This window comes from Salipiger sp. D13, assembly GCF_003703915.1.
Classification (GTDB): domain Bacteria; phylum Pseudomonadota; class Alphaproteobacteria; order Rhodobacterales; family Rhodobacteraceae; genus Salipiger; species Salipiger profundus.
Genome location: NZ_ML112592.1, coordinates 290,158 through 305,140, shown reverse-complemented (window position 1 = coordinate 305,140; position 14,983 = coordinate 290,158). Strand labels below are relative to the sequence as shown.

Genomic DNA, 14,983 nt, shown 5'->3' with positions numbered 1-14,983 from the left:
CAGGAGCAGATCGGATTGGAGACCATGGCGCCCGATGCGCTGACGCGATTCCTTGATGGCTACGCCCCGCTTTCGGGCGTGGCCGACGAGCTCAAGCGACCGGACGGCTCGCTGCGTCCGGTCTGGGGGAAACTCATGCGCCACCTCGCGGCGCAGAGCCCCGAGACGCTCGCCCGGTCGTTTGCGCGCGGCGACCAGTACCTGCATGACACCGGCGTCTACTACCGGCAGTTCACCGGCACCGGCTCGACCGTGCGGGACTGGCCGCTGAGCCATGTGCCCGTGGTGATCGACGGGGCCGAGTGGAACGAGCTCGCCGAGGGCATCGCGCAACGCGCCGAGCTGCTCGAAAAGGTGATGGCCGACCTTTACGGCCCCGGGGAGCTCGTGCGCGATGGCTTCCTGCCCGCCGACCTCGTGGCGCAGAACCCCGAGTGGCTGCGGCCGGTGGTCGGCATCCGGCCGCGCTCGGGGCATTACCTGCATTTCCTCGCCTTCGAGCTCGGGCGCTCGCCCGACGGCTCGTGGTTCGTGCTGGGCGACCGCACGCAGGCGCCCTCGGGCGCGGGCTTCGCGCTGGAAAACCGCATGGCCTCGACCCGGATTTTCCATGAACTGTTTCCGAAGTGGAACGTCGAGCGGCTGGCAGGCTTCTTCCGCAGCTTCCGTGACGCGGTCAACGGGCTGCGTGCCGACAACGACGGGCGCGTCGCGATCCTCACGCCCGGGCAGCACACCGACACCTACTACGAACACGCCTACATCGCCCGCTACCTCGGCTTCTCGCTGCTCGAATGCGAGGATCTCAAGGTGCAGGACGGGCGGCTTTCGGTGCGCACGATCAGCGGGCCCGAGCCGGTCTCGGTGCTCTGGCGCCGTCTCGACTCGCGCTTCGCCGACCCGCTGGAGCTTGACGAGACCTCGGCCCTGGGGACCCCGGGCATGGTCTCGGCGCTGCGGGCGGGCGCGATGGACATGGTCAACTGCCTCGGCTCCGGGGTGCTCGAGGCGCGTGCGCTGATGGCGTTCCTGCCGCGCATCTCGCGGCACCTGATGGGCGCCCCGCTGAAGCTACCCAACATCGCCACATGGTGGTGCGGTCAGCCGGCCGAGCGCGACTACGTGCTCGACAACCTCGAGCGCATGATGATCGGCTCGGCCCAATCGACCAAGCTGCCCTTCGACATCGACGCGAGCACGGCGCTCGGCGGCAAGTTCCGCGACACCACCGCGCAGGGCGCCGTGGCCGAGTGGATCGAGCGCGAGGGCGCGAGCCTCGTGGGGCAGGAGGCGGTGACGCTCTCGACCACGCCCGCGATGATCGACGGCAAGCTCGCACCGCGGCCGATGGTGGTGCGGGTCTTCGCCGCCCGCACGCCGGACGGCTGGGAGGTCATGCCCGGCGGCTATGCAAGGATCGGGCGCGACGGCGACCCGACCGCACTGGCAATGCAATCGGGCGGCTCGGTGGCCGACGTCTGGGTGATCGGCGACGAGCCGGTGGCCCGCGACACGCTCACCCGCAACGACAGCGGACCCTTCCTGCGGCGCCTGCCGGGCCTGCTGCCCGCGCGCGCCGCCGACAACCTCTTCTGGCTCGGCCGCTACGTCGAACGCGCCGAGAGCGGGGTGCGGGTGCTGCGCGCCTACCACCTGCGGCTCGAGGAATATGGCCTGCGCACGGTGCCGCTCGTCGACCGGCTGGGCCGGTTCCTCGGCAGCTACGGGCTCGACCCCGAAGACGCGGTGCCCGCGCCGCTTCTGGGCCAGTTCGCCGCCGCCGTCACCTGTGCGAGCAAGGTGCGCGACCGGTTCTCGACCGACGGCTGGAACGCGCTCAACGACCTCTCCGCCACTGCGCGGGATCTCGCGTCCCGGGCGCAGCCCGGCGACGACGCCGCCGGCGCCATGAGCGTGCTGCTGCGCAAGACCGCCGGCTTCTCGGGGCTTGTGCACGAGAACATGTTCCGCTTCCTCGGCTGGCGGTTCCTGACCATCGGGCGGGCGCTCGAACGGGCCGATCACATGGCCTCGGTGCTGGTAAGCCTCGCGGGGGACGGCGCTCCTGCTGGCGGGCTCGATGCCGCGGTCGAGATCGGCGACAGCGTCATGACGCACCGCCGCCGCTATTCGGTCGAAACGGGCCGGGATACGGTGATCGACCTGCTGGCGCTCGACCGCGACAACCCGCGCTCGATCCTGTTCCAGATCGACGTGCTCCGGGCCGAGGAAGAACGCCTCTCCGAGATCACCAAGGCCGTCCAGCCGAGCGAGGCGGCGCGGCGCATCCTCGTGTTGCAGACCGCGCTGGCGGTGGCACGACCTGAGCAGCTTACCGAGCGGCGCCTGCGGCGCATCCGCCGCGAGATCGCCTCGATCTCGGAAGCGCTGACCGCGCAGTACCTGAGCTGATGGGCATGAGCCAGACATACGACATCACCCTCCGGATCGCCTATGTCTACGACAGCCCGGCCGCCGCGCATCGCACGCTCTTGCGGATGCTGCCCCGCAACCTGCCGGAGCAGCAGTTGCTCTACGGCGCGGTGACGACCGATCCGGCGCCGTCCTTCCGGGTCGACGACGTGGATTTCTTCGGGAACCCGGTGACCGAGGTCACGCACGACCGACGCCTGTCCGAGATCGACTTCCGCTTCCGGGGCAGGGTGCTGAAGCACGCGCCTGCCGGAGGCCTCGACCTGTCCTGCGGTCTGTCGCTGCTGCCGGTCGAACTGGGCCAGATCCGCAGCATCGCGCCGGACAGCCCGCATCATTTCCTCGGCGCCTCGCCGCGGCTGCCCGCCGCGCCCGACATCGCGGCCTTTGCGCGCGACTGCGTGTCGCCGGAGATGTCGGCGCTCGAGGCGGCGGACGCGGTGAGCCTTGCGCTCAATGCGGCCTTCACCTTCGATCCCAAGGCGACCGAGGTCACGACCAAGCCAGTCGACGCCTTCCGTGCCCGCCGGGGCGTGTGCCAGGACATCAGCCACGTGATGATCACTGCGCTGCGGTCGCTGGGGATGCCCGCCGGCTACGTCTCGGGGTTCCTGCGGACGATCCCTCCGAAGGGGCGGCCCCGGCTCGCGGGCGCCGACGCCATGCATGCGTGGGTGCGGGCCTGGTGCGGGGCCGAAACCGGCTGGGTCGAATTCGATCCCACCAACGCAATCCGGGCCGGCACCGATCACGTCACCGTCGCCATCGGGCGCGACTATTCCGACGTGGCGCCGGCGCGCGGCTCGCTGCGCTCGGCCGGGTCGCACAAGACCACCCACCAGGTCGACGTGGTGCCTGTCTGAGGCGCCAGTCCGGCGTTTACGATTGGGAAATGCCTCATGGCCTATGTTGCCCGCGGGTCCGGCGCGGACCGCAGCAGGGTGCATGGGCATGAGACGGATCGACGAGAAACTGGCCAAGGTCGCATCGGGCGCCTATGCGCCGCGCGACTTCATCCTGACCTTCGCAAAGGACGCCGACATGCTGCGCGGCTGCTCCGCCACCGGGCATGATGCCGACGGGAGGCCAAGGCCGCTTGCCGCCTACCGCGCCGACCTTCAGCGGGTCATCGACAGCGACCTTGCCGACATCGTGCTGACCTCGCTCTCCAACGCCGAGACGCTGGCCGAAACCGGGGCCTACGGGCACAGCACGGCGACCCCGGCGGTGCGGCTCAACGATCCGACCGACACCTGGCGGGTGAGGGGCGGCAGTTACGCCGATCACCCCGCACGCGCCTTCCGCTCGGCGCGCCTCGATGCGGTCAAGCCGGTGGCGAACCTCGGGCTTTACGGCATGACGTTCTACAATGACCCGGCGCAGGACCATGCGACGCTCGCGGCCTATTCCGAGTTCCGCGACATCTCGCGGCAGGTGGCGATCCGGCACTTCCTGCAGGTCACCGATCCGCCGTTTCCCATCGACACGGGAGAGGCCGACTATGCCGCCTATCGCAATGACATCGTGACCCGAAGTCTTGCCGGCATCCCACGCCGCGAACGTCCGCTCTTCATCGAGGTGGACTACCACGGCCCCGCCGCGATGGAGGAGCTGGCGGGTTGGCATCCCTCGCAGCTGGTCTTCGGGGTGACAGGATGCACCGGGGGCACCACCCGCGACTGTCTCGAGCGGCTGGCACAGGCCGAGAAATACGGCGCGCGGGTCGCGAGCTTCAGTCGCGAAGGATTTCCGTGCGAAGATCCCGTGCTGATGCTGGCCGCCATGCGCCGGGTCGTGCGCGAGGGCATGCCCTCCTTCGAGGCAGTGAAGGTCTATCACGACGATCTGCGCGCCGCAGACCTGCGCCCGAACCGGGCCCTGCAGGACGATGTCGAGCTCACGTCGCCGTTGCTCAGGGCACACGCCGCCCGCGCTGCCTGAGCGCTTTGCTCTTTTCGTCCCGTCGCCACGCGTGCAAGAGGAAAGCGAGCGGCGCATGGGAGACGGCTTGGAACAGACGGTGGCATTCTGGCTCGCTGCAGGGGCCGCAACCTTCGCGGTGGGCATGTCCAAGGGCGGACTGCCGATGATGGCGATGCTGGGTGTGCCGATCCTGTCGGTGTTCATCCCGCCGGCTGCCGCCGCCGGGCTGCTTCTGCCCATGTACATCCTTGCCGATGTCTACGCCATCTGGCTGTTCCGCCACGAATTCTCGGTTCGCAACGTGAGCATCCTCGTTCCGGCTTCGGCGTTGGGAATCGTCGCCGCTTTCCTGCTGGTATCGCGGGTGCCGGTCGAAGCGACCAAGCTCGTCGTGGCGCTGATCGGGCTCGGATACCTCGGCACCGCCCTGCACAAGCGGCTTGCCGGCGATGTCCGGTCGCGACCGGCCGATGTGCCGCGCGGACTGTTCTGGGGCGCGATGACCGGCTTCACCAGCTACATCAGTCATGCCGGCGGCCCGCCGTTCCAGGCCTATACGCTGCCGCAAAAGATGCCGAAGATGGCCTTCGCGGGCACTGCCGCCGTCACCTTTGCCTGTGTCAACTGGATGAAACTGCCGCCCTACATCCTCGCCGGGCAGGTGACCTGGGAGAGCCTGCGCCAGATCGCCGTGCTGGCCCCGGTGGCACTGATCGGCGCCTGGGCGGGCTACCGGGTGACGAAATGGCTGCCCGAGCGGCTCTTTTTCACGCTGGTCAACATCGCGCTCGGCGCGCTCTGCCTGAAGCTTCTGGCAGAGGTCGCGCAGGCCTGGTGGCCGGCGGGCTGAGCCAGACCGGTCGCGGGGTTGCGCGGTCGGCGGGGGCGGACTACCTGTCGGCGCAGCAAAGGAGGCCCCGCAAATGACGCAACCGGACTGGATCGCCGCCGAATGCGGCCCGACGCAACTGCGCCTGTGGCAGATGGCGGCGGATGACGGCGTGCTTGACCAGGCAAGCCTGCCTCCGGTCGACGCGGCGGGCCTTGCGCAAGCCGTGGCCTCGGCCTGGCCCGACCTGCCCGACGCGACGCCGGTGGTGGTCAGCGGTGCCGGCGCGCTGCCCTATCCGGCGGTGCCCTGCAAGCCGGCGGGCATTGCGCAGGCCACGGAGCAGGGGCGCATGCGCCTGCTGCCCGGGCTCGCGCAGGAAAAGCCTGCCGACACGCTCGAACACGAGGCGACCCGGGTCGCGGGGTTTCTCGCGATCAATCCCGGGTTCGACGGGGTGATCTGCCTGCCCGGCGCGCAGAGTCGCTGGGTGCACGTCAGCGCGGGCGAGATCGTGAGCTTCCGCAGCTTCCTGACGGGGCGTCTGCACGCGCTGCTGGCCGATGCATCGCTGGTGGGTTTCGACAGCAATGCGCCATGGGATGAGGCACCCGGGCTCGAGGCGGTGGATCAGGCCATGGGGAGGCCCGCGAATTTCGCGGGCGATCTCGCGGCCATCGCCGCCGAGGTCCGTCTACGCGGGCTCGCCGCCGGGCCTGCCAGCGCACGGGCGCTGGGGCTGCTGATCGGGCTGGAACTGGCGGCGGCGAAACCCTACTGGCTGGGCCAGAGCGTCGCGCTGGTGGCCGACGGGGCCGAGGCGCAGCCCTATCGCGCCGCGCTCGAGGCGCAGGCGGTGCCGGTGGTCGTGGCCGACGGCATCCGCATGGCCCGCGAGGGGCTGCGCGCCGCCTACCGCGGCGGCGCCGCGTGAGCGCGGTCCCCGATGGTCAGCCCGGGCGGGCGGCGCTAATCTGCCGGCATGACAGGACCGACGCAGGAGCGACACATGGCCGATGACGATCTGCGCCCCGGCGAGACCACGGTGGATCTGCCGCCGGCCGACGACGCCCGGCTGCGCTTCATCGGTCGCCTTCGCACACCGTTCAAGACCCGGGGCGACTGCCCGCGCCAAGGCAGTTTCGACGGCCCCGAGTGCCGCGTCGAGCTTGACCCACGGCTTGCGCCGGCGCTCGACGGGATCGAGCGGTCGGAGACGATCGAACTGCTCTACTGGCTCGACCGGTCGCGACGGGACCTGCTGACGCAGAGCCCTCGCGGCGGACGCGAGCTGCGCGGCACCTTCAGCCTGCGCTCGCCGATGCGGCCGAACCCCATCGGCAGTTCGCGGGTCAAGCTGGAGCGGCGCGAGGGGGCAGTTCTCGTGGTGCGCGGGCTCGACTGCCTCGACGGGACCCCGCTTCTGGACATCAAGCCGGTGCGCTGCGATCACGCCCGGCGCCGCCCCAGCGGAACAGGTCCCGAGTGACCCGTCACACGCCTGTATTCTCGGCAGTTCGGTTCGGAATGCGCAATTTTAGTGCAGTCTGTGATGTGCTTGCGCCGCTTGAGCCGAGGCGGGTTGCGGTTCCGATCAGGCACCGGGAAGTTGGCTGGCGCAGGAGGACCGCGCCATACCCTACGACCAGCCAGCGATGACGATGACCCCCGCGCCGAAAGCCCAGCGGGCGCGCGGTCGGGCGCGTATCGGGGCCCGTCTGCGCGGGGCCCGCACGGCGATTTCCGATCTACACATGTCCGGCAGCGCGAAGCTGCTTTTCCTCCGGGCGACGGGGGCGCTTCAGGCGGTCTACCTCAACAGCTCGGGCGGCGTGACCGGCGGCGACGCCTTCGACATCGCAGCGCGGGCCGAGGCGGGTTCGCACCTCGTCATGACCACGCAGGCCGCCGAGCGGATCTACCGCGCGCTGCCCGGCGAGATCGGCCGGGTCGATGCCCGGCTGACGCTCGAGCCCGGCGCGCGCCTCGACTGGCTGCCGCAGGAGACAATCCTCTTTGAAGGCGCGGCGCTGGATCGCCGCCTGTCCATCGACATGGCGCCCGACGCGCGGCTGCTGGCCTGCGAGACGCTGATCTTCGGCCGGCACGCCATGGGCGAGGTCCTGCACGATCTGTGCCTGCGCGACCGGATCGACCTGCGCATCGGCGGCCGGCTCGCCTTTGCCGACAGGCTCAGGCTCGAGGGCGATGTTGCCGACACGCTGGCGCGCCCGGCGGTCGCCGACGGGGCAGGTGCGATGGCCACGGTGCTCTTTGCTGCGCCTGGCGCGGCCTCGATCCGCGATGCCCTTCTTGAAATGCTGCCGGCCACGGCGGGGGTCTCGGCGCTGACCGGGGATCTGCTCGTCGCCCGTCTGGTTTCCGTTGACGGCTTCACGCTTCGCGGCCACCTTGCGCCTGTCCTCCGCCGCCTCAGCGGTGCCGAACTGCCACGACCCTGGATGATCTGACACATGCAACTGACCCCCCGCGAAAAGGACAAGCTTCTTGTCGCCATGGCCGCCGAGGTGGCCCGCAAACGCCTGAGCCGCGGCGTGAAGCTCAACTACCCCGAGGCGATCGCGCTGATCACCGACGCGGTGGTCGAGGGCGCCCGCGACGGCCGCTCGGTGGCCGAGATGATGGAGGCCGGCGCGCAGGTCATCACGGTCGAGCAATGCATGGAAGGCGTGCCCGAGATGATCCACGAGGTGCAGGTCGAAGCAACCTTTCCCGACGGCACGAAGTTGGTGACCGTCCACAACCCGATCCGCTGAATTCCGCAGGAGATGCAGTCATGAAATACGCCCTTCCCCTCGTTGTCCTTGCCGGTCCGCTCGCGGCGCACACGGGCGAGTCCGCACATGTGCATCCGCATGATGGTGCGTCCTGGCTCGTCACCGTGGCGGTGCTTGGCGTCGCGGCGCTGGCGGGTCACCTGATCGTGTCGCGCGTGCGGAACCGGAAATGATCCCCGGAGAGCTCTTCCCCGCGGCTGGTGAGCTGACCCTCAACGAGGGCCGCGAGCCGATCACCCTGATGGTTGCCAACACGGGTGACCGGCCGGTTCAGGTCGGGTCGCACTACCATTTCGCCGAGACCAACCCGGCGCTCGATTTCGACCGGGAGGCCGCGATGGGCCGCCGGCTCGACATCGCCGCGGGCACCGCGGTGCGCTTCGAGCCCGGCCAGCGGCGCGAGGTGGCGTTGATCCCGCTGTCCGGCGCGCGCCGGATCTACGGCTTCAACCAGAAGGTCATGGGGGCGCTCTGAGATGTTCGAGATGATGCTGGCCTGGCAACGCAGCGCCCTGCGCGTCGCCTCGCTTACCGCAGAGGCGCAGCAGGTGATCGCCTACCGCGCGCTCGGTTTCTCGGGGCTCTGGTCGGTCGAACCCTCCGAGAGCCTGCGGATGGTTACCGAGAAGAGCCCCGCGCTGATGCAGAGCTGGTGGAGCGCAAGCCGCGCGGTCATGGGCGGAGCGGCGCCGGAACGGGTGATCTCGGCATGGGCGACGCCGCTCGAGCGCAAGGCCCGGTCGAACCGCAAGCGCCTGCAGCGGCGCGGCCCGAACACCGGGTTCGGAAGCTAGTCGAGGCTCGGGACGAGGAGGATGACGCGATGTTCGTGATGCCGACCTACTGGGGATTTGCCGCCATGCAGATGGGGGTTCAGGTCATGGCCGCCCAGATGCGCATGGCACAGGCGATCTACGAGGCCGGACTGTCACAGCAGCGTGCGCTCTGGGGCATGCGGGCTCCGCTCGCGCCGGCGCTTCCCATGTCCGTGCCGGTGCCGGTCGGCATGGGTATCTGCGGACCCGTCGCGTTGGCAGGCGCGGCGCGCCCGCAGCCACGCCCCCGTGCCGGTCGTGCGCTGAGGGCCGTGCCCGGCGGGGGCAACTCGTCGCGCCGGCACCGCGCCGCGTCTCAGCCCTCCGAGACCCCTGCGCCCGCCAGCGATGGCGGCGACGACAAGACTCCGGTCTGAGCGCGGACCATCGCCGTGACCCTGCATCCGCCTTGCCCCATGAACCGACCGGCGCGCCCCGAGGCGCGCGACGGTCGTTCTTGCTCAGGCATCGGGCAGCGGCGGCAGGCTGCGCAGGTAAAGAATGACCGCGTCGAGGTCCTCGGGCGTCATGCCGGCGAGGTAGCCGTAGGGCATCGGCGGCATCATCGGGCTGCCGTCCGCGTGTGCGCCCTTCGTGATCATCGCCTTCAGTTCGTCGTCGGAGTAGTCGGCCAGCCCGTCGGGATGGCTGGTGAGGTTCGCCGCGACCGAAGTGCCCCAAGGTCCATGGAAGGCGAAGCCGCCGCGTCCGAGGTTCTCGGGATCTGTCAGCGGGCCCTTGTCGCCCATGGGCGAATGGCACTCCATGCAATGCGCAACGGGGCCCGCGAGGTAGGCGCCGTATTCCACCGTCACGCCGGGTGCGGGGGGCGTCACGCTCTCGACCGGGGGGCCGTAGGCCGGGGGCAGGGGGATGTTGTACTCCGAGGGCGGCACGTCGTTCTCGACCGTGGGCACCGTGCGCAGGAAGGCCACGATCGAGGCGAGGTCGTCATCGCCAAGCCCGCGATACATGGCAAACGGCATCGGCGGACCGATGATCGATCCGTCGGGACGGATGCCCTCGCGAATGGCGCGGGCAAGCTCGGTGTCGCTCCAGTCGGCAATGCGTCCGCCCGGGGTGATGTTGGGGGCAACGGCGGTAAAGGCCGGGTTCTTGTCGACGAGGCGCCCTGCAAGCTCCATCCCGGCAACCGGACCCTCCGGGCCGAGCGGCGTGTGGCAGTTGCCGCAGCCGGCCGGTCCGCGAACGAGATATTCGCCCCGCGCAAGATCCGCTTCGGCCCGCGCCGCGCCGACTGTGGCCGTGCAAATGATGGCGGCAACCGCCGCTCCGTGGATGGTGGTCATTATGATCTCCTCCGCAATGACGTCTCGAATGATCTGCAAGAAATAATCTACGGTGCACTCACCTTATCAGGGGCCCGTCCCTCCGCGAAGCGTTTCGATGCGCAGGCGGATGCGGGCGCGCCGTTCTGACAGCCGAGGAAAGACCAGACCATGCCAGCAACCATTTCCCGCGCCGACTACGCAGCCATGTTCGGCCCCACCACCGGGGACCGGCTGCGCCTTGCCGACACCGACCTGATCATCGAGGTCGAGCGTGATCTCACCGCCGAGGCCGTCGGTCGGGCGGCGGGCGGCAACGCGCCGGACTACGGCGAAGAGGTGAAGTTCGGCGGCGGCAAGGTCATCCGCGACGGCATGGGCCAGAGCCAGACGACGCGCGCCGACGGCGCCGTCGATACCGTCATCACCAACGCGCTGATCGTCGACTGGACAGGTATCTACAAGGCCGATGTCGGCCTGCGCGACGGGCGCATCCAGACCATCGGCAAGGCCGGCAACCCCGACACCCAGCCCGGCGTCGACATCATCGTCGGCCCCGGCACCGAGGTGATCGCGGGCGAGGGGCGCATCCTTACTGCCGGCGGCATGGACAGCCATATCCACTTCATCTGCCCGCAGCAGATCGAGGACGCGCTGCACTCGGGCCTGACCACCATGCTGGGCGGCGGCACCGGCCCCGCGCATGGCACGCTGGCCACCACCTGCACGCCGGGCGGCTGGCATATCGGCCGGATGCTGCAGGCGGCCGATGCCTTCCCGATGAACCTTGCCTTCGCGGGCAAGGGCAACGCCTCGCTGCCCGCGCCGCTGGAAGAGCAGATCCGGGCCGGGGCCTGCTGCCTGAAGCTGCACGAGGACTGGGGCACCACGCCCGGCGCCATCGACAACTGTCTCGGCGTGGCCGACGCCTGGGACGTGCAGGTGATGATCCACACCGACACGCTCAATGAATCCGGCTTCGTCGAGAACACCGTCGCCGCCATGAAGGGCCGCACCATCCACGCCTTCCACACCGAGGGCGCCGGCGGCGGACACGCCCCCGACATCATCAAGATCTGCGGCGAGGAGTTCGTGCTGCCCTCGTCCACCAACCCGACGCGGCCCTACACCGGCAACACGCTGGAAGAGCATCTCGACATGCTCATGGTCTGCCATCACCTCGACAAGTCGATCCCCGAGGACGTGGCCTTTGCCGAAAGCCGTATCCGCAAGGAGACCATTGCCGCCGAGGACATCCTGCACGACATGGGTGCGTTCTCGATCATCGCCTCGGACAGCCAGGCCATGGGCCGCGTGGGCGAGGTCATCATCCGCACATGGCAGACCGCCGACAAGATGAAGAAGCAGCGTGGATCGCTGCCGGAAGAGAGCGGCGACAACGACAACTACCGCGTGCGCCGCTACATCGCGAAATACACGATCAACCCGGCCATCGCGCATGGCATCAGCCACGAGATCGGGTCGATCGAGGAAGGCAAGCGCGCCGACCTCGTGCTGTGGAACCCGGCCTTCTTCGGCGTGAAGCCCGAGATGGTGCTGATGGGCGGCACCGTCGTCTGCGCGCAGATGGGCGATCCCAACGCCTCGATCCCGACGCCGCAGCCGGTCTACTCGCGCCCGATGTTCGGCGCCTACGGCCGGTCGGTCGAGAACTCGGCAGTGGTCTTCGTGTCCGAGGCCGCGCAGGCCGAGGGGGTCGGCGCCTCGCTGGGGCTGGCCAAGCAGACGCTCGCGGTGAAAAACACCCGCGGCATCGGCAAGAAGGACCTGCGGCTCAACGATGCCACGCCCGAGATCGAGGTGCACCCGGAAACCTACGAGGTGCGCGCCAACGGCGAGCTCCTGACTTGCGAACCGGCGACCGAGCTGCCGATGGCGCAGCGCTACTTCCTGTTCTGAGGGCCTGATCCGGCACCATGAAGCATCTTGCGCTCTGCCTGCTGCTGGCGTCGCCTGCGACGGCGCTGGCCAGTTGCCCGACCGCCGCCGATCTCGACGGCGGCGGCATCCGTCTCAGCGTGTCGGGCGGCGACACCGAGCTGTTCCGCCGCGTGTCCGAGGATATCGTCGCCTCGATCTTCGAGACCCGCGACGGGCTGCAGAGCCTCACGCTGCTGGGGCGGGGGATGTACGTGCTGCGCATCGCCGAGATGGATGCCGGGGACGTGGTGCCCGACAGCGACACGACCTATGATTTCGACATGCCGGCGGGCAGCCTGCCGATGCCGGGTCCGCAGGAAGACTGGACGGTCGACGTGGGCGTCGACGATCACGGCTTCAGCAGCCACGAGCTGCAGAGCTACCGCTTCGGCCCGATGACCGAGGTCGGGCTCGGCGGATGCACCTACGACATGATTCCGGTGATCCAGTCCTATGACCCCGATCCCTACGAGGTGACGGATTTCGTGAACTGGCTGCCAGAGCTCGGAATCTCCTACCTCGTGCGGTCGAGCCACGCGCATGGCGATCAGCGCTATTCCTATACCGCGATCGAGGCGATGCCGTGACCCGGGGTGGCGAAATTGGTTCAATATTAAACCATCGACCTATGCGCCTGCCGAAGGGCGACTTTGCAGATGCAGCATTTGTGAGTTGGGTCAGCATGGCCTACCTTGTTGGCAAGGGAGGGGACCTGGAACACGAAAGAAAGGTTTCCCATGGCATTTCTCACTGCAAGCCAAGGCCACGCATCCGCACCGTTTCTGTCCCGCGTCCTGAACGCGATCGGCAACACCATCGTCGCGATGGGCGAAGCGAACCCGCGCCTGCGCCGCGTCGAAGCACTGCAGCGCCTGTCCGACGCCGAGCTGGCCGAAAAGGGTCTGCGCCGCGAGGACATCGTGCGTCACGTCTTTCACGACGTTTACTATCTCTGAGCTCGGGTTTTCCCGCTGGCGCTGAGCCGCGGACCGATGCACATGCTCAAGGCCACGCGCCCGGGTCAAACCGGGCCGTGGCCTTCTTCGTTTCAGCCCCCGGCGGCCATCATCAAGAGGACCCCACATGACGACCCTGCCCACCAGTCACGAGATCGCGCGCAAGGGCCACTGGAGCGGTGACGCCGACACGGTGACGCTGTCCTACGAGGACCGCTTCCTGCGCCGCAAGGTTCTGACTGCGGGGTCGGGGCAGCGGTTCCTGGTCGATCTCGCGCATACGGAAAGCCTCGATCACGGCGATGCCTTCCGGCTCGCCGATGGCGGGCTGGTCGAGGTGCGGGCGGCGGAAGAGCCGCTGCTGGCGGTCTCGGGCGACGACCTGCCGCGCATTGCATGGCACATTGGGAACCGGCACACGCCCTGCCAGATCGAGCCCGCGCGGCTGCTGATCCAGCGCGACCACGTGATCCGCGACATGCTTCAGCGCATTGGCGCCACGGTGGCCGAGGTCGACGAGCCCTTCACCCCCGAAGGCGGTGCATATGGCCATGGCCGGACCCACGGACACGACCATTCGCACAGCCACGGCCCCGAAGGGCACGCGCATGAGCACTCCCATGAGCACGGGCACCAGCATCACTCCCATGATCACTGACTCCACGCTGACGCTGCACCAGCTGTTCTCGCCGGCCTTCCCGACCGGCGCCTTCGCGTGGTCGCACGGGCTCGAGACGGCGGTGCAGGAGGAGCAGGTGACAGACGCCGAAAGCCTGCAGGCGTGGCTCGAGGCGCTGCTGCGGCACGGGGCCGGCTGGTCCGACGCGGTGCTGCTGGCGCAGGCGGCGCAGGGCGGCGATGCGGCGGAGCTCACCGAACTGGGCCTCGCGCTCTCGCCCTCTGCCGAACGGCGGGCCGAGACCGACCAGCAGGGCCGCGCCTTTGCCGCGACGGTCAGCCAGGTCTGGGGTGTCGAGATCCCGCCCGCGCCCTACCCGGTGGCAGTGGGGCTGACGGTGCGCGCGCTTGATCTGCCGCTGGCCGAGGCGCTGCGGCTCTTCCTGCAGGCCGTCGTGTCGAACCTTGCCGGCGCGGGGGTACGCCTCGTGCCGCTCGGGCAGACCGATGGCCAGCGCGTCGTGCAGGCGCTGGCGCCGCTCTGCGCCGCGCAGGCCGAGGCGGCGCTGACCGCGGGGCTCGACGACATCGGCGGCTTCGCCCCGCTGCTGGACATTGCCAGCCAGCGGCATGACATGCTCTATTCCCGGCTCTTCAGATCGTAACGGAGGCAGACAATGGCATCCCCCAACGGACCCTTGCGCGTGGGTCTCGGCGGCCCGGTGGGCGCCGGCAAGACCACGCTCACCGCGGCGCTGGCGCGCGCGCTGCGCGACCGGCTCTCGCTCGCCGTGGTCACCAATGACATCTACACCCGCGAGGACGCCGAGGAGCTGATGCGACAGCAGGTGCTGCCGCTCGACCGTATCAAGGGCGTCGAGACCGGCGGCTGCCCGCACACGGCGATCCGTGAGGACGCCTCGATCAACCTTGCCGCCATCGCCGAGCTGACCGAGGCGCACCCGGATCTGGACCTCGTGCTGATCGAGAGCGGCGGCGACAACCTGTCGGCGACCTTCTCGCCGGAGCTCGCGGACGTGACAATCTATGTGATCGACACCGCGGCGGGCGAGGAGATCCCCCGCAAGGGCGGCCCCGCGATCACCAAGTCGGACATCCTCGTCATCAACAAGACCGATCTGGCGCCCTATGTCGGCGCCTCGCTCGAGGTGATGGAGCGGGATGCGAAGCGGATGCGCGCGGGCCGACCCTTCGTCTTCGCCTCGTTGCGCCACGGCAAGGGCGTGGACGAGATCGTTACGCTTTTGGCGCAGATCGGCGGGCTGCCACTGGTCGAAGCGGCGGAGTAGGGGGCGACGCTCCGCCCGACCCGGAGGGTCCGGTATTCGGCAGCGGTGGGTTGCAAACCCACCCTACGGCG

At 69.2% G+C, this 14,983-nt stretch carries 19 protein-coding genes; 18 read left to right on the top strand and 1 reads right to left on the bottom strand.

The features are described 5' to 3' along the window. Positions 1-24 precede the first annotated feature (24 nt). From D6860_RS08335 to D6860_RS08285, 12 genes are all read left to right on the top strand, one after another. Entirely contained in the window at positions 25-2,412 is a 2,388-nt protein-coding gene (locus D6860_RS08335; RefSeq protein ID WP_076625235.1) for a circularly permuted type 2 ATP-grasp protein, read from the top strand. A gap of 5 nt (positions 2,413-2,417) precedes the next feature. Then, positions 2,418-3,296 (top strand): transglutaminase family protein, encoded by an 879-nt coding sequence (locus D6860_RS08330; RefSeq protein WP_076625233.1) that lies wholly within the window; start codon positions 2,418-2,420, stop codon positions 3,294-3,296. A gap of 88 nt (positions 3,297-3,384) precedes the next feature. After that, the gene (locus tag D6860_RS08325; protein WP_076625234.1) at positions 3,385-4,374 is read left to right on the top strand and encodes a hypothetical protein; all 990 of its coding nucleotides are present in this window, start codon (positions 3,385-3,387) and stop codon (positions 4,372-4,374) included. A gap of 55 nt (positions 4,375-4,429) precedes the next feature. After that, positions 4,430-5,206: a sulfite exporter TauE/SafE family protein gene (locus D6860_RS08320; RefSeq protein WP_076622342.1), complete on the top strand. Its 777-nt coding sequence runs from the start codon at positions 4,430-4,432 to the stop codon at positions 5,204-5,206. Between the two features lie 73 nt (positions 5,207-5,279). Next, positions 5,280-6,119 (top strand): 2-dehydro-3-deoxygalactonokinase, encoded by an 840-nt coding sequence (locus D6860_RS08315; protein ID WP_076622341.1) that lies wholly within the window; start codon positions 5,280-5,282, stop codon positions 6,117-6,119. Positions 6,120-6,194: 75 nt separating this feature from the next. Beyond that, entirely contained in the window at positions 6,195-6,674 is a 480-nt protein-coding gene (tsaA, locus tag D6860_RS08310; protein ID WP_076622340.1) for a tRNA (N6-threonylcarbamoyladenosine(37)-N6)-methyltransferase TrmO, read from the top strand. 172 nt (positions 6,675-6,846) lie between these two features. Further along, positions 6,847-7,656, top strand: coding sequence for an urease accessory protein UreD (locus D6860_RS08305; RefSeq protein ID WP_179949491.1), 810 nt, complete (start codon positions 6,847-6,849; stop codon positions 7,654-7,656). 3 nt (positions 7,657-7,659) lie between these two features. Then, positions 7,660-7,962 carry an urease subunit gamma gene (locus tag D6860_RS08300; protein ID WP_076622338.1) on the top strand — a complete coding sequence of 101 codons (303 nt, stop codon included), beginning with the start codon at positions 7,660-7,662 and terminating at the stop codon, positions 7,960-7,962. Between the two features lie 20 nt (positions 7,963-7,982). Beyond that, positions 7,983-8,156, top strand: coding sequence for a hypothetical protein (locus tag D6860_RS25235; protein ID WP_164845633.1), 174 nt, complete (start codon positions 7,983-7,985; stop codon positions 8,154-8,156). Then, a complete protein-coding gene (locus D6860_RS08295) occupies positions 8,153-8,458 on the top strand; it encodes an urease subunit beta (RefSeq protein ID WP_076622337.1) in 306 nt (101 codons plus the stop codon). The genes D6860_RS25235 and D6860_RS08295 overlap by 4 nt, the downstream gene beginning before the upstream one ends. 1 nt (position 8,459) lies before the next feature. Continuing rightward, positions 8,460-8,777, top strand: coding sequence for an antifreeze protein (locus tag D6860_RS08290; protein WP_076622336.1), 318 nt, complete (start codon positions 8,460-8,462; stop codon positions 8,775-8,777). 29 nt (positions 8,778-8,806) lie between these two features. Next, positions 8,807-9,175 carry a hypothetical protein gene (locus D6860_RS08285; protein WP_076622335.1) on the top strand — a complete coding sequence of 123 codons (369 nt, stop codon included), beginning with the start codon at positions 8,807-8,809 and terminating at the stop codon, positions 9,173-9,175. Positions 9,176-9,259: 84 nt separating this feature from the next. On the opposite strand, the gene D6860_RS08280 is transcribed toward D6860_RS08285, so the two are convergent. Continuing rightward, entirely contained in the window at positions 9,260-10,108 is an 849-nt protein-coding gene (locus D6860_RS08280) for a c-type cytochrome (RefSeq protein WP_076622334.1), read from the bottom strand. 150 nt (positions 10,109-10,258) lie between these two features. Between D6860_RS08280 and ureC the strand changes: the two genes are divergently transcribed. The 6 genes from ureC to ureG all read left to right on the top strand — a co-directional run bounded on the left by ureC (position 10,259) and on the right by ureG (position 14,912). Then, complete coding sequence (gene ureC, locus D6860_RS08275) at positions 10,259-12,007, top strand: urease subunit alpha (protein ID WP_076622333.1); 1,749 nt, start codon at positions 10,259-10,261, stop codon at positions 12,005-12,007. A gap of 17 nt (positions 12,008-12,024) precedes the next feature. Further along, complete coding sequence (locus tag D6860_RS08270; RefSeq protein ID WP_017467821.1) at positions 12,025-12,615, top strand: hypothetical protein; 591 nt, start codon at positions 12,025-12,027, stop codon at positions 12,613-12,615. A gap of 150 nt (positions 12,616-12,765) precedes the next feature. After that, a complete protein-coding gene (locus D6860_RS08265) occupies positions 12,766-12,984 on the top strand; it encodes a DUF1127 domain-containing protein (protein ID WP_017467820.1) in 219 nt (72 codons plus the stop codon). A 127-nt stretch (positions 12,985-13,111) separates the two neighbouring features. After that, positions 13,112-13,642: an urease accessory protein UreE gene (gene ureE / locus D6860_RS08260; protein ID WP_076622332.1), complete on the top strand. Its 531-nt coding sequence runs from the start codon at positions 13,112-13,114 to the stop codon at positions 13,640-13,642. After that, complete coding sequence (locus D6860_RS08255) at positions 13,632-14,267, top strand: urease accessory protein UreF (protein ID WP_076622331.1); 636 nt, start codon at positions 13,632-13,634, stop codon at positions 14,265-14,267. The genes ureE and D6860_RS08255 overlap by 11 nt, the downstream gene beginning before the upstream one ends. A 12-nt stretch (positions 14,268-14,279) precedes the next feature. After that, complete coding sequence (ureG, locus tag D6860_RS08250) at positions 14,280-14,912, top strand: urease accessory protein UreG (RefSeq protein WP_076622330.1); 633 nt, start codon at positions 14,280-14,282, stop codon at positions 14,910-14,912. Positions 14,913-14,983: the final 71 nt, after the last annotated feature.